Raw genomic sequence first — 22,273 nt, 5'->3', positions numbered from 1 at the left:
TTTATTCAAAACCACCGATACGACTTGGATTGCTTAGATTCATCCAAATGAAAAATGCTTTTCCGACAATATATTCGTCCGGTACGAAACCCCAGTAGCGGCTGTCCAGACTGTTATCCCGATTATCACCCATCATGAAGTAATGTCCAGCGGGTACCGAACATGCAAAGCCCTCCAGGTTATAGGTGCAAAGTTCTCGGTGCGGGAACGAATCCGGATTGGCGACGTAAGCCGGCGATCTTTCATCTATGACAATTTTATGTGGCGAATTGCCTATATGTTCCCGATATTGCTTAAAGTACGTTAAACGCTCTTCATCCAGATGATCCGGCAAAGCTTCATAAGAAATCTCTTTACCATTAATCGTTAAACGCTTGTTTTTGTACACGATTTTATCACCGGGCACGGCGACCACACGTTTAATGTAATCAAGAGAAGTATCTTTGGGATATTTGAAGACCATTACGTCGCCACGTTGTGGCTGATTTACCTCAATAATTTTTTTATTGATCACCGGCAGTCGAATGCCGTAGGTAAATTTGTTGACGAGGATGAGGTCGCCGACCGCCAGTGTCGGCACCATGGAACTCGACGGAATCTTGAACGGTTCGTACAGAAAGGAACGCAGAAAAAATACCAGCGCGATCACCGGAAAGAAACTGCCCGAGTACTCGATCCAGGTCGGTTGACGGAGCATGTCCGCTTCCAGCGCAGCCCTTCCGCTGTCGTCCGTCTTGATGCCGTCCGCTTTCAGCTTTGCCTGGCGTACATCGAAACCGGCCAGCGCGGCATCCGCCCTCACCCTTCGCTGGCGCGCCAGGTAAAACACATCGAGAAACCAGATTACTCCCGTTACAACGGTCAATACAAACAGGATTAATGCAAAATTGCCAAGAATCGCTTGCAAACTCATTTATCGTCCACTTGTAAAATCGCGAGAAATGCTTCCTGCGGTACCTCGACCGATCCGACCTGCTTCATCCGCTTCTTGCCAGCCTTCTGCTTTTCGAGCAGCTTGCGCTTCCGGCTGATATCGCCGCCATAGCATTTTGCGAGCACGTTCTTGCGCAACGCCTTCACGTTTTCGCGGGCAATGATATTGGAACCGATGGCAGCCTGGATTGCGACGTCATACATTTGACGGGGAATGAGCTCCCTCATTTTGGCGGCGACCGCGCGGCCACGGTATTGGCTGTTGGACCGATGCACGATGATCGCCAGCGCATCGACCTTGTCTGAGTTGATCAGCATGTCGACCTTGACGACATCGGCAGCCCGGTTTTCCTTGAACTCGTAATCCATCGATGCATAGCCACGCGATGTGGATTTCAGCTTGTCGAAGAAATCAAGGACGATTTCCGCCATGGGCATTTCGTAGGTAAGCATGACCTGCTTGCCGTGATAGCTCATGTTGATCTGCATACCGCGCTTCTGAGTGCAAAGCGTGATGACGGATCCGACGTATTCCTGCGGCATGTAAAGATTGACCGTGACAATCGGCTCACGAACCTCTTCGATTTTTGACGGATCCGGCATCTTCGACGGGTTGTCGACTGCTATCACCGTACCATCGCGCAGCTCGACTTCGTAGATCACCGTCGGCGCAGTGGTGATGAGATCCATGTCGAATTCACGTTCCAGCCGCTCCTGCACGATTTCCATATGCAGCAGGCCGAGGAACCCGCAGCGAAAACCGAATCCGAGCGCCTGCGACACCTCCGGCTCATACTGCAATGCGGCGTCGTTCAACTTCAGCTTTTCAAGAGAATCGCGCAATGCATCGTACTGGTTCGCCTCGACGGGAAATAGTCCCGCGAAGACCTGCGGTTGCACTTCCTTGAATCCTGGCAACGGTTCGGCAGCCTTTTTGGAGGCAAGCGTGACGGTATCGCCTACCTTCGCGGCCTTGAGCTCCTTGATGCCGGCGATGATGAATCCTACCTGTCCGGCAGACAGTGTTTCCCTTGCCTGTGACTTCGGCGTGAATACACCGATGCTTTCGGTCAGGTACTGCGCACCGGTCGCCATCAGCAAAATCTTGTCCTTCGGACGCAATGTGCCGTTGATGATTCGCACCAGCATGACAACACCGACGTAATTGTCGAACCAGGAATCGACAATCAATGCCTGCAACGGCGCATCGGGGTCGCCCTTTGGCGGCGGCACTCTGGCAATCAGCGATTCCAGCACGTCTTCAACACCCAGACCGGTCTTGGCGGAGCAACGCACCGCATCGGTCGCGTCGATGCCGATGACATCTTCGATCTCGCTGATGGCGTTCTCGGGGTCGGCCGATGGCAGGTCGATCTTGTTCAATACCGGGACGACTTCGACATTGAGGTCAAGCGCCGTGTAGCAGTTCGCCACGGTTTGCGCCTCAACGCCCTGGGAAGCGTCCACCACCAGCAGCGCACCTTCACATGCCGACAGGGAGCGGCTGACTTCATAGCTGAAGTCCACGTGTCCGGGTGTATCGATCAGATTCAGGTTGTAGATTTGCCCATCGCGCGCGCGGTAAGACAGTGCGGCGGTTTGCGCCTTGATCGTGATGCCGCGCTCCCGTTCCAGATCCATCGAATCCAGGACTTGTGCTTCCATCTCGCGGTCGGTCAGGCCGCCGCAAAGCTGAATGATGCGGTCGGCCAGGGTCGATTTGCCATGGTCGATATGGGCAATAATCGAGAAATTACGAATGTTATTCATTCACTAAGATGCAATTACAAAAAAGGCGCTCCAAGCGGGGGCAATCACCCCAAGCGAGCGCCTTGTGACAAAAGGTTGTTCGATAGCGGGCATTTTACCGGATTCCAGAGGGGAAAACCCAGCAAATCGAGGCGAAGGGCAATGGGAACGCCCATGTTTGTAGGTAGTTAAGGCTTAAATCCTCATGCCGGCGAATTAGTTCGACGGCGCAGGCGTGGATAGAAAATCCCTGATTTTTACCTCATCAAGAAAATAATTGCATAACAAGACAGCGCCGTGCCCGTCCTTGTCGCCAAGAAGGACCGGCACCAGTTCATCGTACTGTGCCACCAATGCCTCATCGGCATCCACATCGATCACCTCGACAGTAAATGTGTAGTCGCTGCTCAGGGACTGAAGCGCCTCCAGCATGTCGTCGCATAGATGACAATAGCTGCGTGAATAGAGTGTGAACCGCGGAACAGGAGGGATCATGGCGACTACCATACTCTTCATTCAAGTGAAAAAGGCCGCAAGCAATCGACTTGCGGCCCTGTTCGCACAATAGCAGTGCGGTTACGACTGCTTACTGTGTAACCGGACGGATCGGCACAAACTGCGATGCCTCACCGCGGCGCACCAGCAGAACGCTCGATTTTTTCGAATCAAGCTTTGATACCACTGCGCTGAATTGCTGTGCGTCCTTGATGTCGGTGTTATTGATCCGAAGGATGATATCGCCCGGACGCAGCCCGGCCCGTGCAGCCGTACCTTCGACTTTATCGACAAACACACCGCTATCAAGCCTTAATTCCTTCTTTTGCGCATCGGACAGATTGCTGACGACCAGACCCAGCGAGTTGGCAGGCTGTGGAGGCTTCACAGCCTTTTCTTCCGCCTTGGCTGTCTTTTCCGGCTCCAGCTCGGCAACGGTCAACGTAACGTCGCGATTTGCGCCCTTTCGCCACAAGGTCAGCGTAGACCGCGTTCCAGGTTTGGTTGCGCCGACAAGGCGCGGCAAATCGCTCGATTTCTCGATGCTTGTCCCATTGAAGCGGAGAATGATATCGCCGGCCTCGAGCCCGCCCTTCTCCGCCGGACTGCCTGGTTCGACACGCTGCACCAGCGCACCTTGCGCGCGAGCAAGTCCGAGCGACTCGGCGACCTCCTTGGTCACTTCACCGATCTGGACGCCGATACGCCCGCGCGTCACACGTCCGGACACACGCAACTGGTCGGCTACACGCACGGCCTCGTCGATCGGCACTGCGAAAGAAATGCCCATGTAACCACCTGAGCGGCTGTAGATCTGGGAATTGATGCCCACCACTTCGCCGCGCATATTGATCAGCGGTCCGCCCGAATTGCCGGGATTGACCGCCACGTCGGTCTGGATAAGGGGCAGATAGTCGCCTGTATCCCGAGCCTTGGCCGAAATAATCCCTGCGGTGACCGTATTGTCGAGGCCAAAAGGCGAGCCAATCGCAATGACCCATTCCCCGACACGCAATTTGCTCGGATCGCCCACTGCCAGATGAGGCAGGTTGTTACCATCGATCTTGACAACCGCCACGTCCGTCCGCTTGTCGACGCCGATGATTTTTGCCTTGAACTCGCGTTTGTCGGTGAGAGTGACATACACCTCATCGGCCCCGTCGACCACATGGGCATTCGTCAGCACGAACCCGTCGCCGGAAATAATGAAACCGGACCCGACTCCGCGGGGCGACTCTTCCTCAGGCTGCGTACCGGGCGAGCGTCCGCGCGGCGCCCGGTCAGGCTGCTGGGGACGGGGCGGCACGGGCACGCCGAAGAAACGGCGGAAGAACTCCTGCATTTCCTCGTCTTCTGCCCCTGGAACGCCTGACTGACCCTGCTTCAGGCGTTCGGTCGTTCGAATATTCACGACCGCGCCACCGGTTTTTTCGACCAGGTCCGCAAAATCGGGCAGGCCTGCGACGGAAGCGGCTGACGCATTCCCGATTCCAACCATGGAAGGAACAAATAAGGCGCTGATAGCACTAAAAAGCACGGCAGCAGCCGTGCTCTTGCGAAAAAATATGATTTTCATAACATCCAGTTTGTAGGCCGGTTGCACTTATTTTATTTGGTTTTGAATTCTATCGAATTCGCGACTTGCCTGATCGCAGGCGCAGGTACTTCGCCCACGATGGTAAGCCAAAAATCGCCATGGCGCTTGCCTACAATATTCATTGCACCCTGCTGCATCGAACCCTCGGTGCGACTATGCGTACCTGGCTCGACAAAGACCGAGATGGCTGCCAGCCCGTCAGAGAAAACCATTTGCGACACTTCGCGTTGCGTACTTGCGGAGCTCCCCGCATTAGCTACAGCGCCATCCGACACCATCCGCTTGACCTCACGAATCTTCTTGAATCCGGGTGGAACAGATTTGACATTCCAGCCTGACAGACTGGCTTGACTCATCAATGTATTTTCCACCTTCCAGCCCGTGGTGTTTTTGAAGGTCGGTTTTACCTTGCTTTTGTCCACACCGCCGATAGCGATCTGGGTGAACGAAATCTGCTCAACCACTTCACTTTTGTCGTTCAGGGTTTGCGCTCTCAATAGCAGTCCGGTCGACTTTTCGGCCCATAGCTTGTAACCATATCGAAAATTGTCCTTCGGTTCGAGAACGATCGCCTGGCATTCATGGCCGGCGACTCTGCCAGTTTCATCCATCCGGACGTTATAAAACTGCGTCAGTTCCGAAGGATTCGTTGCGAGGATCGCCGGGAAAACATCATGCGTCACCCTCTTCTCGATGAGCATCGTTTTGACTTCCGGCACATAACAAATTACTTCATCATTCGTGCGGATGTATTCCCTTGGCTTGCCATCAAGAATTTCAAGTTTCTCGATTTCGTTTTTCCCATCGAGCAAATGGGTTATTCGTGACGTACGAATCTGGTTACCCTGCTGATAAACGAACGCTCCCGAATAATCCAGTTTTTGCGCCGATGATTGAATCTTCTTCAGCCAGTACTGCGCATCCCGCTTGTCGGCCAGCGAATCTGCATTTTCCGCGAAGGCGGAAAATGCGAAGAATGTGGACAGAACAACGACAAACTTAAAAAAACCGAGTGTTTGCCGCATACAAATCATTTATTGGAAGCAGTTGGAAATGTGGCCGATCGAGCAAATTGAGCAGAGCTGTACACGGAGGGAGAAAAGCGTTGATGCGCGAGCAGGTAATCGTCAATCTGCGGATCGCGCAGCACGACACCTTCGGGACCTTCGGCGGTGACCACGCTTGATTGGGATGGCGATGCAACCGATACCTTGCCCGAGCCCGCAATCTGCATGGCCGAAGCTGGAGCCTCCTTGCCTGCCACCAGCAACTGCGGCGAGGCGACAAACATGACCGAAGCAACTGCGGCTGCGGCTGCCATACCCGGAACAGCCCAGTTCCTCATTGAAGGCCTTTGCACAGGAGCATCATTCGCTGCCGTACGAGGCTGGATCACGCCGAGCGTTGGCGATGCAATCGGCTTGCTGATATTGGATGGTGCGACGACAGTGGGTTCGGCCTCGAGGCGGGCGACCATCCGTGCAGCGAACCCTGGACTGAGCTCCACAGCCATGTCGTCGGAACGCAACACATCGCCGATCTGATGGTAGGCTTCCCAGGCGTCCCGTCCTCGAGGTTGACGCAACGCGGCCAACGCGAGATCGATGTGCTGTTCGCATAATTCGCCATCAACGAGGGCGGAAATCTGTTCCTGGGTCATTTCTTTCGTATTCATCACTACCTCGTTCAAGCCGGGCGAATCCCTGTTTTTTCGTCAAAATCTGTTCTTTACCACCTATTTTTGCCACTACCAGCGTTTGTCTATCGCAGTCCCGAGAAGCGGCCGCAGTTTTTCAGCGATCGCTTCCCTGGCCCTGAATATCCGACTACGTACCGTTCCTATCGGACACCCCATGGCTTCAGCGATTTCATCGTAGCTCAAGCCTTCAATTTCGCGCAATGTTATTGCGACTCTCAGCTCGTCGGGGAGCGCGTCCATCGCAACGTTCACCGTCTCGGCAATCTGCTTGGTTGCCAACATCGACTCGGGCGTGTTGATGTCTCTTAGGTAATCGCCATCATCAAAAGTTTCTGCTTCCTCGGCGTCCGCCTCGGTCGAGGTTGGCGCGCGCCTGCCCTGCGTTACCAGGTAATTCTTCGCGGTGTTGATACCGATCCGATATAGCCAGGTATAAAACGCAGAATCCCCGCGGAATTGGGGCAATGCACGGTATGCCTTTATGAAGGCTTCCTGCACCACATCCTCCGCTTCCGCCTGGTCGCGCACGAGCCGCGAAACGAGCCGCATCAGTTTCCGCTGGTACTTGGTCACTAATAGCTCAAACGCTTTTTTATCGCCACGCTGGACACGCTCGACAAGCAGTTGATCAATATCGCGTTCTGTCGTCAATCCCCATTCCCTTGTTTCATTGCAACATATGCGCGGCTTGCTAGTTGACTGGAAGAAATATAAGAAGTTCAATCTTGTTGAACATAAATCAGATTTATTTTAGCGACGATGAATTTTGCTGCACTGCAATCCATCGACATGCAACCGATAAAGCCCTAAAGCCGTCCCGCGAAACGCTGTCGGGCAAGACCGGTATTACTGTAGTTGTCCCATCATCGGACTTCAAACGAAGAAGCAGCAAATGCGACCAAAGCGTCGAGTCCTGCAGCAAGCTAACCTGTGGACCTTGATCTTTTACATGCGGCCAATTCTGTTCATGACAAGAGGGGGTCGAACCAGTTACTTTCGAGAGCCGAACCTGTCCCGTGCCCGAGATATTAAGTTGTAGAACTTTTCGGTTCCGAACAGTATGATAAAACCCAAAAAATGCGAGAAAAAAAATGAAAACCCCGAGCGTGTAACGCAAAGCGGGAGGCGGATCGCCAATGCGAGAAGACAGAAGCAAGCATGCGATGATCATGGTCATGCCGCACATGCCTCCTACCATAGCCAATAAAGAACGAGACGGCCTGATCGTGACCGACGTGGCAATGGACATGGGATGAACTGGAAATGTCGCCAAGGCTCGTCCGTTTCAGGACGAGCCTTGGTGCATTCAGACTTTACCGAAAATGAGTGTGCCGTTCGTACCGCCGAATCCAAATGAATTCTTTACGGCGATATTGATTGACATCTCACGCGCGCTGTTCGCGCAATAGTCAAGATCGCATTCCGGATCCTGATTGAAGATATTGATGGTTGGCGGTGATAACTGATGGTGCAGGGCCAGCACAGTAAATACCGATTCCAGCCCGCCTGCGCCACCGAGCAGGTGGCCAGTCATCGACTTCGTGGAATTGACAACGATGTTCTTGGCATGATCGCCTAGCGCGCGCTTGATTGCCACGGTTTCTGCTATATCACCAAGCGGCGTCGAAGTGCCGTGTGCATTCACGTAATCCACCTGCTCCGGATTAACCTGCGCATTTTTCATGGCAGCGACCATGCAGCGTCGAGCGCCATCGCCATCTTCCAGGGGAGCGGTCATATGATACGCATCCGCACTCATTCCGAAACCGAGAACTTCCGCATAGATCTTTGCGCCGCGCGCCTTCGCATGCTCGTACTCTTCCACGACCATAACGCCGGCACCTTCGCCGAGCACGAAACCGTCACGATCCTTATCCCAGGGACGAGAGGCGGTTTGCGGATCGTCATTACGGGCCGACAGAGCTCTGGCCGCCGCGAATCCGCCAAGGCCTAGTGGCGAAACTGTCGACTCCGCACCACCCGCCACGATGACATCGGCGTCGCCATATTCGATCATGCGGGCAGCAGCGCCGATGCAGTGCAGCCCTGTCGTACAAGCGGTCACGATGGCGATATTCGGCCCCTTGAATCCATACTTGATCGAAAGGTGGCCGGAAATCATGTTGATGATCGACGCAGGAACGAAGAAAGGGCTGATGCGGCGGGGACCGCGCTTCGTCAGCTCGGCGTGGGTCTCTTCGATCATCGGCAAACCGCCGATACCTGACCCGACGATCACGCCGATTCGCTCGGCATTCTCCTCGGTCACTACCAGGCCGCTATCCTGGATTGCCTGAATTCCGGCTGCCATGCCGTAATGGATGAATGTATCCATATGGCGTGCTTCCTTACCGGGAATGTAGTCCTCGATATTGAAGCCTTTTACCTCGCCGGCGAACCGGGTGGAGAATGGCGTGGCATCGAATTTGGTGATGGTCGCAATGCCGGACTTGCCTGCGGTAAGGGCTGTCCATGCATCGGCAATCGTATTGCCGACAGGCGAAATGCAACCGAGGCCGGTGATTACGACGCGGCGTTCACGTGCGCGGCTCAAGCGGTTCTCCTGAAGTCAGTCAAAAACAAATTAGGCCTTGACGTGCGCCTTGGCGTAATCGATCGCCTGCTGCACTGTAGTGATTTTCTCTGCTTGCTCGTCAGGGATTTCCATCTCGAATTCATCTTCGAGTGCCATCACGAGTTCGACCGTGTCCAGCGAATCTGCACCGAGATCATCGACAAACGACGACTCATTCTTGATGTCTGCTTCAGCGACGCCAAGTTGCTCAGCGACGATTTTCTTAACGCGTTGTTCGATATCGGACATATTATCCCTCCAATGGGTGACAGAAAGTGCGCGCATTTTATCAGGTTTGCGCAATGAAAATTCACTTTCGGCTTCTGTTTTCAATAATGCGCCAACTTCAGCCAAAAAGCGTCCAGTGTATGTCTAGCTCATGTACATGCCGCCATTGACGTGCAGTGTGGTGCCCGTAATGTAGGCCGCCTGCGGTGACGCAAGGAAGGCGACCGCGGCCGCAATATCCTCCGGCATACCGAAGCGCCCTAGCGGAATCTGCTGCATCAATGCTGCGGCCTGCTGTTCACCCAGCTCCCTGGTCATGTCGGTATCGATAAAACCCGGGGCGACGCAATTGACAGTGATGTTGCGGCTTCCGATCTCGCGTGCGAGCGCGCGGCTCATCCCTGCAACCCCTGCCTTGGCCGCCGCATAGTTCATCTGCCCGGCATTGCCGGCCGAACCCACCACCGAAGTGATATTGATGATTCTCCCGTGCTTGGCCTTCATCATGCCGCGCAGTACAGCCCGCGACAGGCGCGCGACAGCTGTCAGATTTGTGGCAATGACGGCATCCCATTCCTCATCCTTCATGCGCATCGCCAGCTGGTCCTGCGTGATGCCTGCATTGTTGACGAGGATCGACAGCGAACCGAACTCCTTCTGGATTGATTCGACAGTCTGCGCGCAGGCATCGCCGTCGTTGACGTTCAGCACCACGCCCCTGCCGGCGTCCGGCCGAATTTCCTGCAGGTATGCCGATATTCCTGCTGCGCCCGATTCGGACGTTGCAGTGCCAATTACCTTTGCCCCTTGTTTCGCCAGTTCTTGCGCAATTGCGCGACCGATTCCGCGCGATGCGCCGGTTACCAGCGCCACTTGATTGTGCAGGTTCATTTCAGCGCCTCCAGAACTTTATCCAGCGAAGCCTGATCCACAATCGTGTCACCTGACAGGTTCGCGTCAATCCGCTTCGTCAAGCCAGCGAGCACCTTTCCAGGTCCGCACTCGACGACGTGCGTCACGCCGCTAGCCGACATTTTCTGGATTGTCTCGACCCAGCGAACGGGGCTGGCTGCCTGGCGCACAAGTGCGTCTTTGATAGCGGCGACATCCTTCACGACGGCCACATCGACATTGTTGATAACCGGAATGCCCGGAGAAGCGAAATTCATATTCGTCATGTAATCACGCAAGCGATCCGACGCCGGGCGCAGAAGCGAGGAGTGAAATGGTGCAGACACAGGGAGAGGCAACGCGCGTTTGGCGCCCTTGGCCTTCGCAGCCTCGCAAGCACGCTCGACCGCCGACTTGTGGCCTGCGATCACAACCTGTGCCGGTGCGTTGAAGTTGACTGCTTCGACCACCTCACCTTGTGCAGCGGCTGCGCAAGCCGCTTTCACGTCCTCATCCGACAATCCAAGTATGGCGGCCATGCCGCCTTGACCGACGGGCACAGCTTCCTGCATTGCCTGGGCCCGGAACCGTACCAGCGGCACGGCATCCTTGAAGGCAACGACGCCTGAAGCAACAAGTGCGGCATACTCACCCAGGCTATGTCCCGCGACAATCGACGGCACCGGGCCGCCGGCGGCAATCCATGCACGATAAGTCGCAACTGCCGCGGTCAGCATGACAGGTTGGGTGTTGGTAGTTAGATCCAGTTCTTCCTTGGGCCCTTCGGCGATCAGCTTGGCGAGGTCGAACTGCAATGCGTCCGACGCTTCGGCAACGGTCTGCCGGACGACATGGTTATCAGCGAAACCGTTCAACATGCCGATGGCTTGCGAACCCTGTCCTGGAAAGACGAATGCGAATGTAGTCATGCGTTTGATCGGAAAGTTACATTTGTGCGAGAACCGCACCCCAGGTAAAGCCACCACCAACGCCTTCCATCAAGACGTTGTGGCCGGGCTTGATACGGCCATCCCTCACCGCCTTGTCGAGGGCAAGCGGAATGGAAGCGGCCGAAGTGTTTCCGTGCTGATCGACGGTGACGACCATTTTCTCAAGTGGCAGCCCAAGCTTCTTGGCGGTGCTTTGCATGATGCGGATATTGGCTTGATGCGGGATCAGCCAATCCAGTTGAGAGGCACTCATGCCGGCGACTTCCAGTGCTTCATGAGCCACCTTGTCGAGAACGGATACAGCCAGCTTAAACACCGCTTGTCCGTCCATGTACAGGAATGCGCTGCCTTCCACCACGCCACGACTGACGCTGCCGGGCACGCAAAGAATATCGGCATGGCTGCCATCGGCATGGAGCTTGGTCGCAAGAACACCGGGCGTGTCGGACGCGGTAAGCACGACTGCGCCGGCACCATCGCCGAACAGCACGCACGTTGTGCGATCTTCGAAATTCAGAATACGGGAAAACACTTCGGCGCCAATAACCAGCACATTCTTGTGCGCGCCGGATTTGATGAAGCTGTCCGCCACGGAGACGGCATAGACAAAGCCGCTGCATACCGCCTGCACGTCTACCGCTGCACAGCCGTTCGTGATGCCCAGCTTGCGCTGCACGACGCAGGCGGTGCTTGGGAAACCGCCAAAGTAGTCAGGCGTAGACGTTGCGAGGATGATCAGGTCAATGTCATTGGCCTGCAGGCCCGCCATATCAATAGCGTGCCTGGACGCAGCAACGGCAAGGTCGCTCGACTGCACGTCCGGCTCTGCATAATGTCGGGCAGAAATTCCGCTACGGGATACGATCCATTCGTCAGAAGTCTCGACGCCCTTCTCGGCGAGTTGCACCGCCAATTCCTGATTGGTCACTCGCTTGGGAGGCAAAAAACTTCCGGTACCGATGATTTTGCTATAGAGAGTCATGCCGTCTTCTGTTGTGTGAGTTCTTCCACTGCGGCCGGCCCTTCAGGGGTCAGAGCACCTTCGGAGTGCGGCATCAGTTCGGCGAACGTCTTGGAAATGCGCGATATAAGCTCATGGTCCGCGGCGTCGAATGCGCGCTTGATCGCCCATTCATAGCCATAAGCGTTTTCGCCGCCATGGCTTTTGAAAACCAGGCCGCGCAACCCCAGCAGGCTGGCACCATTGTAGCGGGATGGATTCATGCGTTTGGAAAAGGCCTTGATCGCACCACCGGCAATCAGCGCGCCCAGCATGTTGAGGGGATTGCTTTTGAATTCGGCAGTCAGCGCCTTCTTGACGAAGCGGCCGAGGCCCTCGGAAGCTTTGAGAACGATATTGCCGACGAACCCGTCACAAATGACGATATCGGTCGTACCTTCGAAGATATCGTTGCCTTCCACATTGCCGTAAAAATTGATTAAGCCTTTTGCATGGTCGATACGCAGCAATTCCGCGGTTTGTTTTACGACATCGTTTCCCTTGATATCCTCCGCGCCGACATTGAGCAGTCCGACCGTCGGTTTAGCCTTGCCGTCCAAGGCGGAAACGAGTGCCGACCCCATCAGTGCGAACTGGTGCAAATGCTGAGCCTCGCAATCGACATTCGCGCCGAGGTCGAGCATGTATGTCGGCGCGTCCTTCTGATTGGGAATCAGCGTGCATATTGCCGGGCGGTCAACACCGGGGATCGTTTTCAGGACATAGCGCGATACCGCCATCAGGGCGCCGGTATTTCCCGCAGAGACACATGCCTGAGCCTGCTCGTCCTTGACCAGATTGATCGCAACCCGCATTGATGAATCTTTTTTGCGGCGCAATGCGACTTCCAGCGGATCGTCCATGGCGACAACTTCCGTCGCGTTTACGATGGAAAGCCTAGGATGGTCGATCGCTTTGTGCTTCTTGAGTTCTCCGCGAATCGCTTCTTCGAGACCAACCAATATCAACTCGGCGCGCGGCTCGTGATTGACGAAGGATATAGCTGCGGGAATCGTGACCGCAGGGCCATGATCGCCACCCATGCAGTCGATGGAAATTTTAATTGTCATTGTTTTGATTCAGACCCTTGTTCCAACCATCTTTCGGGCCAGATCCGGCGTGATTCAAAATGACGAAACAGACTGTTTCAGCATATGAAAAAACGGCGCCAAGTCAAACCTGCCGCGCCGTTTTTCGATTGGAACAGTGATCGACGATTACTCGTCGTTTTTTGTCTTCAGTACCTTGCGGCCACGATAGTAACCGTTCGGGCTGATGTGGTGACGCAGATGGGTTTCACCGGTTGTCGGCTCAACTGCCAGAGGCGGAGCGACCAGGAAATCGTGTGCACGATGCATGCCACGCTTGGAAGGGGATTTCTTGTTTTGTTGGACGGCCATGATAGCTCCTAAACCTAAAGACTTGAGATTTTAACATATCGGATTTACGAACTTGCCGTAAAACCAGATTCCGTACTGCACATTTTTACTTCACATGATTACAGCGTTGCGAGGCACATGGCGTCACATCACTGCTTCAAATTCTTAAGCACCGCGAATGGCGACACTTTTTCTTCCTTTGCCACAGACTCAGGGACCAACCCGGCCGGACAAGCTTCGTGCTTCGGTGACAGAGGAATTGCCAAAAGGGCCTCATCTTCGATTAACTCAGCGATGTTGAACTCCGTTTCGCCAACGATCACCTCTACGTCTTCGTCGGCAAGAAGGACATCCATCTCGTCGGCACTGGCCTCATCACGCGCAAGCACAAGCGTCGATTTCGAAGCGATTTCAAATACGAGCGGCGTCAGGCACCGTTGGCACATGAGGCTGATTGCGCCGCCGATCGAGAGCAGCAGCCTGGGATGTCCGTGACTATCGCTGCCGCCCTGAAGGGACCAGCGAATCACGCCGACCTTGTCGACCGATTCATCGGCCAGACGCGGCAGTTTCGACAACTCGATCTCACCGTCCCGCCGCTCCTTGACGCGACAAAACTCGAAAGCGTCGATAACAAAAGCATTCATAGGACAAGCCGAATCCGGAAAACCTGCGATAATAACAGGCTTTTCCCTTATTCGTCAAAGTGTTAGCACGCATTTGTTGATGCATTTCTGTTCAATATAAGCCCGAGTAACAACGCGATATATCAATGCCATCGTCCGCTCCATTCCATCTTGTTCTTGCATCAAGCTCTCAATATCGCAAGGAATTGCTGTCCCGTTTGCGCATACCGTTCGACGTGCTGGCCCCCCGAATCGACGAAACGCCAAATATGGACGAAACCCCGCATGCCACCGCCCTTCGATTGGCACGGGAAAAAGCAGAGGCAGTCGCGAAGTTGATGCCACAGGCACTGGTTATCGGCTCGGACCAGGTTGCAACGCTGGACGGCGAACAAATCGGCAAGCCGGGATCACACGAAAACGCATTGAAGCAACTTCAGAAGATGCGTGGCCGCCAGGTAATTTTTCATACTGCGCTATGCGTCTGGGATGGCCGTGACGGCGCGATGCATCAGGCTCAGGTGGAGAATGTGCAGACTGCCGTGAAATTCCGCGATCTGCCGGACAACGAACTAGACGCATATCTGCGTATCGAGCAACCATACGATTGTGCCGGCAGCGCGAAAAATGAAGGGTTGGGAATTGCGATTATCGAGAAGATCGAAAGCACCGATCCAACCGCACTGACCGGTCTACCACTGATTGCATTAACGTCCATGCTGCGTCGCGCGGGCGTGCAATTTTTCAGCTAATTTATCCCGTGCTATTGCATGCCAGGCATCCTCTATCTCATTCCCAACACACTTGGCCCCGTAGATCTGGATCGAGCCGACCCGCTTGCGGAAATCATTCCTGAAACCGTCCGGTCGATTGCTGCAGGGCTTGAATACTTCATTGCTGAAAATGCGAAGACAACCCGCGCTTTCCTGAAAACCGTCGCGCTCGGGCACCCGCTCGCCAGGCCTCTGCAGGAAATTCGGATCTCGGAGTTGAATGTAAATACCGATGCCGGCAAATTACCCGAATTGCTGGCCCCGATTCTGAATGGCGCTGATGGCGGATTGATCTCCGAAGCCGGTGTGCCGGCAGTTGCCGATCCCGGCGCGAACCTGGTCCGAATGGCCCATGCCCATAAGATTCGCGTCAGGCCGCTGGTTGGCCCCTCTTCGTTGCTGCTTGCCGTCATGGCCAGCGGCCTGAATGGACAGAGTTTTGCTTTCAACGGTTACTTGCCGATTGATCCCACCGAACGGACAAAGCGCATCAAGCTTCTTGAAGATCGCTCCCGCCAGGAAAAGCAGACGCAGATTTTTATTGAAACGCCCTATCGGAACGGCGCCTGTTTCGAGGCGCTGATCAATCATTGCAAGACGTCCACTTTGGTATGCGTCGCAACCGACCTGAGTCTTCCATCCGAGGCGATCACCATGCAAGCCGTCGGCAAATGGAAGAGCGACTTCGCCGGCGGTAGAGTCCCGGACTTTCAAAAGAAACCCACCGTGTTTCTGATGCTTGCGGACTAGAGATTTCAGACGTGCAAAACGGCGGTCAAAGCCGCCGTTTTGCCTGCCCCGGAAGGGCGTTCATGAAGAAGTCCGAGACTTCTTGTAGCCGCATCAATGATGCGGTAGCTTAGTCGACCAACTCAGAAATTTCTCCTTGTTACGGTATCGTTTTACGTACAAAGATCGATTCTGCCGCTGGACATCTGCAGTATAAAAAGAACCCGAAGACTTTCAAGGGTCAAATTCAAATTTTTGTTTAATCCGCGATGTAGTGGCAATTATTTCAGCGACGGTTTCGCAGAGTTCCACAATGACGCCATCGCGGCGGTACCAACCGCGCCTCCGAATTTCTTCAGCAGCCGCTCGGACAGTCCTTCATGCTGCGTATAGTCAACGATGTCTTCAGCCTTGAGCTCGTCGCGCGCAACGGTATCAACAGTGCCGAAACCATCGGCCAAGCCTATTTCCACCGCCTTGGCACCGCTCCAGAACAATCCGGAAAAGGTTTCCGGCGTTTCCTTGAGCCGCTTGCCACGACCTTGCCGCACGACATCGATGAATTGACGATGCACTTCGTCGAGCATTTCCTGAGCATATGTCTTTTGCTTTTCGCTTTGCGGGCTGAAAGGATCCATGAATCCCTTGTTTTCACCGGCGGTCATCAGCCGGCGTTCGACGCCCGCTTTTTCCATTAATCCGGTAAACCCAAATCCCTCCATCAGTACACCGATTGATCCGACGATGCTCGCTTTGTTGACAAAAATTTTGTCGGCCGCTACCGCAATGTAATACCCGCCGGATGCGCAGATTTCATCCACCACGACATAAAGTGGCTTTTTCGGATAAGCCTTGCGAAGCCGGACGATCTCGTCATTGATGATGCCTGCCTGTACAGGGCTGCCTCCCGGGCTGTTGATGCGCAAGATCACGCCAACGGCGTTCTCGTCCGAATACGCTCTGTTGAGCGCCGGAACGACGGAGTCTGCCGATCCCACCGTTCCGGATTCGATCGTGCCATCGATTTCAATGAGCGCGGTATGGGCGCCGACCGGATCGCTCTCGCCCGCGTTGTAGCCGGAACCGATCCAAAGTGCGGCCACGATTACCGCCAACGTCGCCAGCTTGAAGAAAATGCCCCAACGCCGCCGTGCGCGTTGCTCGGCCAGGGTCGCAAAGGCCAATTTTTCCAGTACGCTGCGTTCCCAGCCGGCTGGCTTAGCCTGAGGAAGATCGGCTTGGCCGGATGGGCCGCGCGATGCTTCGTTGTTGTCATCAAAACCATTGTTGCTCATTGTTATCGACTCTTTTCTTCCCTGTTAAACCTTTGCCGGTGTCAGGTAATCATCCGGCTGCCAAAATACGTGGCCGTCGCGTTCAACCACCATGATAGGCCGCAAACGGCCACCGCGGCACGGTCCGCCTACACATTGGCCGCTTTCAGGCGTGTAAATCGCGCCATGGGTGGAACACATCAAATAAAGGCCGCTGGACTCGAAGAAATCACCCTCGTTCCAGTCGAGTTCGATCGGGACATGCGCACACCGGTTAAGGTATCCGTACACCTTGCCATCATATCGAATGACAAAACCATTGCCGTTGTCGCCGCCTGCCGTCACAGGAAAACGTATGCCCTTCCCGCCCTCGACCACGGCATCCGAACTGCAAATTGGTATCGCGGTAACGGTCATTATGCATTCTCGCCAAGCCAGGCATGCAGTTCGGCGACGGAATCTGCGGCAAAGATCGGATTCAACGCCTTCAATTCATCCGAGGGGTGAGCACCGTAATGTACCGCGATGCCTGCGGCGCCTGCGTTGATTGCCATCTGCAGATCATGCGTGGTGTCGCCGATCATGACCGTACGCAGCAAATCCTGGCCCAACTCCCGCGTCAATTCCTGCAGCATCGCCGGATGGGGCTTGGAGAACGTTTCGTCCGCACAGCGGGTTGCATCGAACACGGAAAGTAGCTGACTGGCATCAAGGGCCCTGTTCAGCCCTACCCGGCTTTTGCCGGTTGCCACCGCAAGAAAATAGCCTTGCTGGGACAGATCGGCAAGCATTTCGCGTACGCCATCGAACAGCTCGAGCCCCTTGTCCTTGGATAAATAGTGGTAGCGGTAACGCTCAACCATCCGCGGATAGTATTTGGGATCCAAGTTCGGCAATGCCGCCTGCATCGCGTCCTGCAGTCCGAGGCCGATGACATAAGACGCCGCCTTGTTGTCGGGTACCGGAAGGCCGAGATCCTTTGCCGCAGCCTGGATACAGCGGACAATCGTCGACGTGCTGTCCATCAGCGTGCCATCCCAGTCGAAGACAATCAGATCGAATCTTTTTCTTGCCATATATATGTTGGTATTGGTAATTGGCGCCCTGCTCAGGTGACGGCAAGGGTGGAATCCAGGCTTTTCAGGAAGTGTTCGCACTCGGGCGGGAGTTTTGCTGACAGGGTGACAGGTTTGCCGGATTCCGGATGCAGGAATGTGATCTGGCGGGCATGCAGGAACATGCGCTTGAGCGCGATTCGGCTGCCCTCGGCTTTTTGGAGCGACCGGTTCAGGCCAAAATCGCCATATTTATCATCGCCGGCGATCGGGAAACCGCTGGCCGAAAGATGAACACGGATCTGATGGGTACGACCAGTCTTCAATTCGGCATCAAGCAGCGCGAAGTTGCCGTATTTGCGTATCAAGGTAAATACCGTGTGAGATGGCAATCCATCGGATTGCACCCTGACCCGGCGCTCGCCTTCCGGCGTATTGTATTTAAACAAGGGCAACTTGATGTGCTGCCGTGCATGCTGCCAGTTTCCATGCACCAACGCGAAGTAACGCTTGTCGATATCGCCATCGCGTATCTGTTCATGCATGTTTGTCAGCGCCGAGCGCTTCTTGGCAAGCATCAAGATGCCGGAGGTGTCCCGGTCAAGGCGATGGACCAGTTCGAGAAACTTCGCCTGTGGCCGCGATGCGCGCAATTGCTCGATTACGCCATAGCTGACACCCGACCCGCCATGCACCGCGACGCCTGCCGGCTTATCGATAACGAGCAAATGATTGTCTTCAAGCAAGATATGAAATTCGCTTCCGGGTGCGCCGCTCGGCTGTTTTTCAGCCATGCGGACTGGCGGCACACGTACCACGTCCCCTTCACGCAACCGGTAGGTCTGGTCGATCCGTCCCTTGTTGACACGAACTTCCCCTGACCGCAAAACCCGGTAAATATGGCTTTTCGGTACGCCTTTGCAGATGCGTAACAAAAAATTATCGATACGCTGGTCGGCCTCTTCGTCGGAAATCGTAATGAGTTGGACTTGAGGAGAGACTTGTGACGGCTGGTCTGCGCTTTGGGTTTCAGCCCGCTTACCAGAAACTCTCGCTAAGTCCTTCATTTTGAATATATAATTGTTTCGCAGCAGTTACAAATACGCTGCTGGTGTAAGAATAAAAAGCACATTCTACACAGGGGCGTCTCCACCGGCCTCGCCAATTTGCAAATTCGATGGAAAAGATGTGTACGCATCATCCTCGCGCGAGTCTGCGTTACACCGTTGTTTGGATCGGCGTTGTTGTGATCGACAACGCGCAGGGATGATGGAAAAGAATGCTTGAATCATAAGGATAACGCCGGCAAGCAGTGTCCGTCATGAAGACATGCTCGCTGGTAGACGTGGATGAATTCCGAATGCCGATGTCCGCCGGGCTCACTGTATGGCCCGGCTTGGCCAAGTCGTTTTATGCCGTGCCCCTTGCGCTCGATGTTATCGAGACGCTTGGCACGGCGTTAGCGCGTAAACGGCATGCGGAGCAACCATGTCCGCGCCCTGTTGCGGCAAAAGCGGGTAGTACCTGCCTTTGCCGCACGCTAAGGCAATTCCCTCCTTGAGCACTCCGTCCTCGCGTACATCCCAATAGCAAGGCTGCATCAATCGGTGTCATTCACCCTTTGACAGCATTAAAGATGACCGTAAGGTCACGGAGCAAAAAATGAAACGCATGTTGTTCAACGCCACGCAGCAGGAAGAACTGCGCGTGGCCATTGTCGATGGGCAAAAGCTCATCGACATTGATATCGAAACGACCGGCCGCGAACAGCGCAAGTCGAATATCTACAAGGGCATCATCACCCGCATCGAGCCCTCCCTGGAAGCCTGCTTCGTCAACTACGGTGAAGAACGCCACGGCTTCCTCCCTTTCAAGGAAGTCGCCCGCAGTTATTTTCGCGACGGTGTCGACGTCCGGAATGCCTCCATCAAGGAAGCGTTGCGCGAGGGCCAGGAGATCATGGTCCAGGTCGAAAAGGAAGAGCGCGGCAACAAGGGCGCAGCACTGACGTCCTTTATTTCTCTGGCTGGACGCTATCTGGTATTGATGCCGAATAACCCGAGAGGCGGCGGCGTATCGCGCCGGGTTGAAGGCGAGGACAGGCAGGAATTGCGGGAAACGATGGACCAGCTCGATCTGCCTTCCGGCATGTCGGTGATCGCCCGGACCGCCGGCATCGGCCGAAATGTGGAAGAGCTGCAATGGGACTTGAATTACCTGATGCAACTATGGCGGGCAATCGAAGGCGCCGGCCAGTCGGCCCCGGGCGCCTTCCTCATCTACCAGGAATCATCGCTCGTCATTCGCGCCATCCGCGACTATTTCCAGCCCGACATCGGCGAGATCCTGATCGATACCGACGATATTTACGAACAAGCGCAGCAGTTCATGTCCCATGTGATGCCCGATATGGTGCACCGGGTCAAACGCTACCGCGACGACGTGCCGCTGTTCTCCCGTTTTCAAATCGAACACCAGATCGAGACCGCGTACTCGCGCACCGTCCCCCTGCCCTCCGGCGGCGCCATCGTCATCGATCACACCGAAGCCCTGGTTTCCATCGACGTCAACTCCGCCCGCGCCACCCGCGGCAGCGACATCGAAACCACCGCATTCCATACCAATTGCGAAGCCGCCGACGAAGTTGCACGCCAGCTGCGCCTGCGCGACCTCGGCGGCCTGATCGTGATCGACTTCATCGACATGGAGAACGCGAAGAACCAGCGTGAAGTCGAAACCCGCCTGAAGGATTCCCTGCGCTATGACCGCGCACGGGTGCAGATGGGCAAGATTTCCCGTTTCGGCCTGATGGAACTGTCCCGTCAGCGCCTGCGTCCTTCGCTCTCCGAAGGCAGCCACGTCACTTGCCCGCGTTGCAACGGCACCGGCCATATCCGCGATACCGAATCCTCCGCCCTGCAGGTTCTGCGCATCATCCAGGAAGAGGCGATGAAGGAAAACTCCGCCGCGATCCATGTGCAGGCGCCGGTCGATGTCGCGGCTTTCCTGTTGAACGAGAAACGCGGCGAAATCCTGAAGATCGAGACGCGTCATCGCGTGACGGTCGTCATGATCCCGAACAAGCATCTCGAAACACCCCATTACAAGCTCGAACGCCTCAAGCACGATGATCCGCGCCTTGAGGAAATGCAGGCCAGCTACAGCATGGCCGAGGAAGCCGATACCGACATCGGTTACAACAAGCGCCAGAAGGAAGACATCCGGCCGCGCCAGGAAGCGGTGGTCAAGGGCATTACCCCCGACCAGCCGGCACCGATTGTCGAACGCAAGCCGGTCGAGCCGGTCGCTCCTGTTGCCCCGCCGGTCATGCCACCCGCCGAGCAAGGTTTCTTCAGCCGCATGTTCGGTTTCTTCCGCAAGAAGCCGGTGACACCGGTTGCCGCACCTGCGCCAGTGGTGGAAGAGAAACCGCAGCCGACGCGCGAGCGCGGCGAGCGGGCCGGACGCGGCAATGCGCGAGGCCGCGGCCGTGGCCGCAATGGTCGCGAGAAAGGCGAAAAAGGCGAAGAGCGCGACAACAGCCGCGAAACCCGCGAATCAGCGGTGAAACCGGCACCGGCGATACAAGCAGCACCCGACGCGCCGGCGCCACGCCAGCCAAGAGCGCCGCGCGAAGGCAGCGAACCACGCCGCGAACGCCAGCCGCGCCAGCGCGACGACCGTAACAAGGAAGCCAAGGTCGAGGAATTGCCGGTCAATGCACTCGCGCCGGCCGCTCCGGAAATTGCCAGCCATGTACCGCAGACACCCGCATTGACTGCGGCGGACACTGCCGAACCAATCCAGGCGTCGATCGGATTGCCGGAAGAAGAGAACGCCGAGCAAGGCGACGAGCGTCGCCGTCGCCGTCGCCGTGGCGGCCGCAACCGCAATCGCCGTGAACGCGAAAACGGAGAAGGCACGGAAATCATGGCCGCCGGCAACGACGGCGATGCGGACGTCGATGCCGTTCTGGAAACCAAGACGGTACAGCTTGAAATTGCGGAGGTGGCGATGGCAAGTACGGCGACATCGGACAATGGCGTCGCTGAATTGCAGACCACGCGTACCTCGGTTGTCGAAGCCACGGTGGAGACCACCACGGTGTCGATGCACGAAGCAGCCGAGCCAGCTCCTGTCGACGAACAGGCCGCCCCGGTTGCGGCTGAGCAGGTTCAGGAGAATGTGACGCCGGCAGAACCCGTTGTCGCGCAGTCCGAGCCGGTGGCATTGGCGAATGCAGCCCCGACAGTGGAAGCATCAACGCCCGCCCAAGCCCCGGCCACGGAAATCGCGTTTTCGGAACCGGCGACGTCGGCG

Annotated in this window: 23 protein-coding genes; 3 read left to right on the top strand and 20 right to left on the bottom strand. The window is 55.7% G+C overall.

Features of this window, described 5'->3' with window-relative positions; all coding sequences use genetic code 11:
- Window position 1: 1 nt before the first annotated feature.
- The 16 genes from lepB to V7080_RS05835 all read right to left on the bottom strand — a co-directional run bounded on the left by lepB (window position 2) and on the right by V7080_RS05835 (window position 14,143).
- The gene (gene lepB / locus V7080_RS05905; protein ID WP_334187480.1) at window positions 2-913 is read right to left on the bottom strand and encodes a signal peptidase I; all 912 of its coding nucleotides are present in this window, start codon (window positions 911-913) and stop codon (window positions 2-4) included.
- Window positions 910-2,703 (bottom strand): translation elongation factor 4, encoded by a 1,794-nt coding sequence (gene lepA, locus V7080_RS05900; RefSeq protein ID WP_334187479.1) that lies wholly within the window; start codon window positions 2,701-2,703, stop codon window positions 910-912. Before lepA ends, lepB begins: the two co-directional genes overlap by 4 nt.
- Window positions 2,704-2,898: 195 nt before the next feature.
- The gene (locus tag V7080_RS05895) at window positions 2,899-3,177 is read right to left on the bottom strand and encodes a glutaredoxin family protein (protein ID WP_334187478.1); all 279 of its coding nucleotides are present in this window, start codon (window positions 3,175-3,177) and stop codon (window positions 2,899-2,901) included.
- Window positions 3,178-3,268: 91 nt separating this feature from the next.
- Window positions 3,269-4,675 carry a DegQ family serine endoprotease gene (locus tag V7080_RS05890; RefSeq protein ID WP_334187477.1) on the bottom strand — a complete coding sequence of 469 codons (1,407 nt, stop codon included), beginning with the start codon at window positions 4,673-4,675 and terminating at the stop codon, window positions 3,269-3,271.
- Window positions 4,676-4,785: 110 nt separating this feature from the next.
- Complete coding sequence (locus V7080_RS05885) at window positions 4,786-5,799, bottom strand: MucB/RseB C-terminal domain-containing protein (protein WP_334187476.1); 1,014 nt, start codon at window positions 5,797-5,799, stop codon at window positions 4,786-4,788.
- 5 nt (window positions 5,800-5,804) lie between these two features.
- Entirely contained in the window at window positions 5,805-6,449 is a 645-nt protein-coding gene (locus V7080_RS05880) for a sigma-E factor negative regulatory protein (protein WP_334187475.1), read from the bottom strand.
- Window positions 6,450-6,521: 72 nt separating this feature from the next.
- Complete coding sequence (gene rpoE, locus V7080_RS05875) at window positions 6,522-7,124, bottom strand: RNA polymerase sigma factor RpoE (RefSeq protein WP_326860465.1); 603 nt, start codon at window positions 7,122-7,124, stop codon at window positions 6,522-6,524.
- A gap of 94 nt (window positions 7,125-7,218) precedes the next feature.
- A complete protein-coding gene (locus V7080_RS25365; protein WP_442947187.1) occupies window positions 7,219-7,644 on the bottom strand; it encodes a protein YgfX in 426 nt (141 codons plus the stop codon).
- Between the two features lie 135 nt (window positions 7,645-7,779).
- Window positions 7,780-9,027, bottom strand: a complete 1,248-nt coding sequence (gene fabF / locus V7080_RS05870) for a beta-ketoacyl-ACP synthase II (protein WP_334187474.1) — start codon at window positions 9,025-9,027, stop codon at window positions 7,780-7,782.
- Between the two features lie 30 nt (window positions 9,028-9,057).
- Window positions 9,058-9,297 (bottom strand): acyl carrier protein, encoded by a 240-nt coding sequence (acpP, locus tag V7080_RS05865; RefSeq protein ID WP_040041346.1) that lies wholly within the window; start codon window positions 9,295-9,297, stop codon window positions 9,058-9,060.
- A 123-nt stretch (window positions 9,298-9,420) separates the two neighbouring features.
- The gene (fabG, locus tag V7080_RS05860) at window positions 9,421-10,167 is read right to left on the bottom strand and encodes a 3-oxoacyl-ACP reductase FabG (protein WP_334187473.1); all 747 of its coding nucleotides are present in this window, start codon (window positions 10,165-10,167) and stop codon (window positions 9,421-9,423) included.
- Window positions 10,164-11,096, bottom strand: a complete 933-nt coding sequence (gene fabD / locus V7080_RS05855) for an ACP S-malonyltransferase (RefSeq protein WP_334187472.1) — start codon at window positions 11,094-11,096, stop codon at window positions 10,164-10,166. Before fabD ends, fabG begins: the two co-directional genes overlap by 4 nt.
- 16 nt (window positions 11,097-11,112) lie before the next feature.
- On the bottom strand, window positions 11,113-12,099 hold the full coding sequence (locus V7080_RS05850) for a beta-ketoacyl-ACP synthase III (protein WP_334187471.1): 987 nt from the start codon (window positions 12,097-12,099) through the stop codon (window positions 11,113-11,115).
- Window positions 12,096-13,187 (bottom strand): phosphate acyltransferase PlsX, encoded by a 1,092-nt coding sequence (gene plsX, locus V7080_RS05845; protein WP_334187470.1) that lies wholly within the window; start codon window positions 13,185-13,187, stop codon window positions 12,096-12,098. The genes V7080_RS05850 and plsX overlap by 4 nt, the downstream gene beginning before the upstream one ends.
- Before the next feature lie 147 nt (window positions 13,188-13,334).
- On the bottom strand, window positions 13,335-13,517 hold the full coding sequence (rpmF, locus tag V7080_RS05840; protein ID WP_089399413.1) for a 50S ribosomal protein L32: 183 nt from the start codon (window positions 13,515-13,517) through the stop codon (window positions 13,335-13,337).
- Between the two features lie 128 nt (window positions 13,518-13,645).
- On the bottom strand, window positions 13,646-14,143 hold the full coding sequence (locus V7080_RS05835; RefSeq protein WP_334187469.1) for a YceD family protein: 498 nt from the start codon (window positions 14,141-14,143) through the stop codon (window positions 13,646-13,648).
- Between the two features lie 125 nt (window positions 14,144-14,268).
- On the opposite strand from V7080_RS05835, the gene V7080_RS05830 reads away from it, so the two are divergent.
- Window positions 14,269-14,874 (top strand): Maf-like protein, encoded by a 606-nt coding sequence (locus V7080_RS05830; protein ID WP_334187468.1) that lies wholly within the window; start codon window positions 14,269-14,271, stop codon window positions 14,872-14,874.
- Window positions 14,875-14,892: 18 nt separating this feature from the next.
- Entirely contained in the window at window positions 14,893-15,645 is a 753-nt protein-coding gene (locus V7080_RS05825) for an SAM-dependent methyltransferase (protein ID WP_334187467.1), read from the top strand.
- A 260-nt stretch (window positions 15,646-15,905) separates the two neighbouring features.
- Here the strand turns inward: V7080_RS05825 and V7080_RS05820 are convergent, their stop codons facing one another.
- Genes V7080_RS05820 through V7080_RS05805 form a run of 4 tightly spaced genes read right to left on the bottom strand, consistent with a single transcriptional unit; the run spans window position 15,906 to window position 19,020 of the window.
- Window positions 15,906-16,919 carry a S49 family peptidase gene (locus V7080_RS05820; RefSeq protein WP_334187466.1) on the bottom strand — a complete coding sequence of 338 codons (1,014 nt, stop codon included), beginning with the start codon at window positions 16,917-16,919 and terminating at the stop codon, window positions 15,906-15,908.
- A gap of 24 nt (window positions 16,920-16,943) precedes the next feature.
- Window positions 16,944-17,315, bottom strand: a complete 372-nt coding sequence (locus V7080_RS05815; protein ID WP_334187465.1) for a Rieske (2Fe-2S) protein — start codon at window positions 17,313-17,315, stop codon at window positions 16,944-16,946.
- A complete protein-coding gene (locus V7080_RS05810; RefSeq protein ID WP_334187464.1) occupies window positions 17,315-17,974 on the bottom strand; it encodes an HAD-IA family hydrolase in 660 nt (219 codons plus the stop codon). Before V7080_RS05810 ends, V7080_RS05815 begins: the two co-directional genes overlap by 1 nt.
- 32 nt (window positions 17,975-18,006) lie before the next feature.
- Entirely contained in the window at window positions 18,007-19,020 is a 1,014-nt protein-coding gene (locus tag V7080_RS05805; protein ID WP_334187463.1) for an RluA family pseudouridine synthase, read from the bottom strand.
- 595 nt (window positions 19,021-19,615) lie between these two features.
- Between V7080_RS05805 and V7080_RS05800 the strand changes: the two genes are divergently transcribed.
- Window positions 19,616-22,273, top strand: a 2,658-nt coding sequence (locus V7080_RS05800; protein WP_334187462.1) for an Rne/Rng family ribonuclease, incomplete at its 3' end; no start/stop codon positions are given.

This window comes from Noviherbaspirillum sp. (assembly GCF_036846085.1).
Taxonomy (GTDB): domain Bacteria; phylum Pseudomonadota; class Gammaproteobacteria; order Burkholderiales; family Burkholderiaceae_D; genus Noviherbaspirillum.
The sequence above is the reverse complement of the archived record's forward strand: the minus strand, read 5'-3'. Positions and strand labels throughout refer to the sequence as shown.

Bases quoted from the DNA above. Each gene is read 5' to 3' on its own strand.
- lepB (WP_334187480.1), bottom strand. From the start codon at position 913: ATGAGTTTGCAAGCGATTCTTGGCAATTTTGCATTAATCCTGTTTGTA.
- lepA (WP_334187479.1), bottom strand. From the start codon at position 2,703: ATGAATAACATTCGTAATTTCTCGATTATTGCCCATATCGACCATGGC.
- V7080_RS05895 (WP_334187478.1), bottom strand. From the start codon at position 3,177: ATGATCCCTCCTGTTCCGCGGTTCACACTCTATTCACGCAGCTATTGT.
- V7080_RS05890 (WP_334187477.1), bottom strand. From the start codon at position 4,675: ATGGTTGGAATCGGGAATGCGTCAGCCGCTTCCGTCGCAGGCCTGCCC.
- V7080_RS05885 (WP_334187476.1), bottom strand. From the start codon at position 5,799: ATGCGGCAAACACTCGGTTTTTTTAAGTTTGTCGTTGTTCTGTCCACA.
- V7080_RS05880 (WP_334187475.1), bottom strand. From the start codon at position 6,449: ATGAATACGAAAGAAATGACCCAGGAACAGATTTCCGCCCTCGTTGAT.
- V7080_RS25365 (WP_442947187.1), bottom strand. From the start codon at position 7,644: ATGATCATCGCATGCTTGCTTCTGTCTTCTCGCATTGGCGATCCGCCT.
- acpP (WP_040041346.1), bottom strand. From the start codon at position 9,297: ATGTCCGATATCGAACAACGCGTTAAGAAAATCGTCGCTGAGCAACTT.
- fabG (WP_334187473.1), bottom strand. From the start codon at position 10,167: ATGAACCTGCACAATCAAGTGGCGCTGGTAACCGGCGCATCGCGCGGA.
- fabD (WP_334187472.1), bottom strand. From the start codon at position 11,096: ATGACTACATTCGCATTCGTCTTTCCAGGACAGGGTTCGCAAGCCATC.
- V7080_RS05850 (WP_334187471.1), bottom strand. From the start codon at position 12,099: ATGACTCTCTATAGCAAAATCATCGGTACCGGAAGTTTTTTGCCTCCC.
- plsX (WP_334187470.1), bottom strand. From the start codon at position 13,187: ATGACAATTAAAATTTCCATCGACTGCATGGGTGGCGATCATGGCCCT.
- rpmF (WP_089399413.1), bottom strand. From the start codon at position 13,517: ATGGCCGTCCAACAAAACAAGAAATCCCCTTCCAAGCGTGGCATGCAT.
- V7080_RS05835 (WP_334187469.1), bottom strand. From the start codon at position 14,143: ATGAATGCTTTTGTTATCGACGCTTTCGAGTTTTGTCGCGTCAAGGAG.
- V7080_RS05830 (WP_334187468.1), top strand. From the start codon at position 14,269: ATGCCATCGTCCGCTCCATTCCATCTTGTTCTTGCATCAAGCTCTCAA.
- V7080_RS05825 (WP_334187467.1), top strand. From the start codon at position 14,893: ATGCCAGGCATCCTCTATCTCATTCCCAACACACTTGGCCCCGTAGAT.
- V7080_RS05820 (WP_334187466.1), bottom strand. From the start codon at position 16,919: ATGAGCAACAATGGTTTTGATGACAACAACGAAGCATCGCGCGGCCCA.
- V7080_RS05815 (WP_334187465.1), bottom strand. From the start codon at position 17,315: ATGACCGTTACCGCGATACCAATTTGCAGTTCGGATGCCGTGGTCGAG.
- V7080_RS05810 (WP_334187464.1), bottom strand. From the start codon at position 17,974: ATGGCAAGAAAAAGATTCGATCTGATTGTCTTCGACTGGGATGGCACG.
- V7080_RS05805 (WP_334187463.1), bottom strand. From the start codon at position 19,020: ATGAAGGACTTAGCGAGAGTTTCTGGTAAGCGGGCTGAAACCCAAAGC.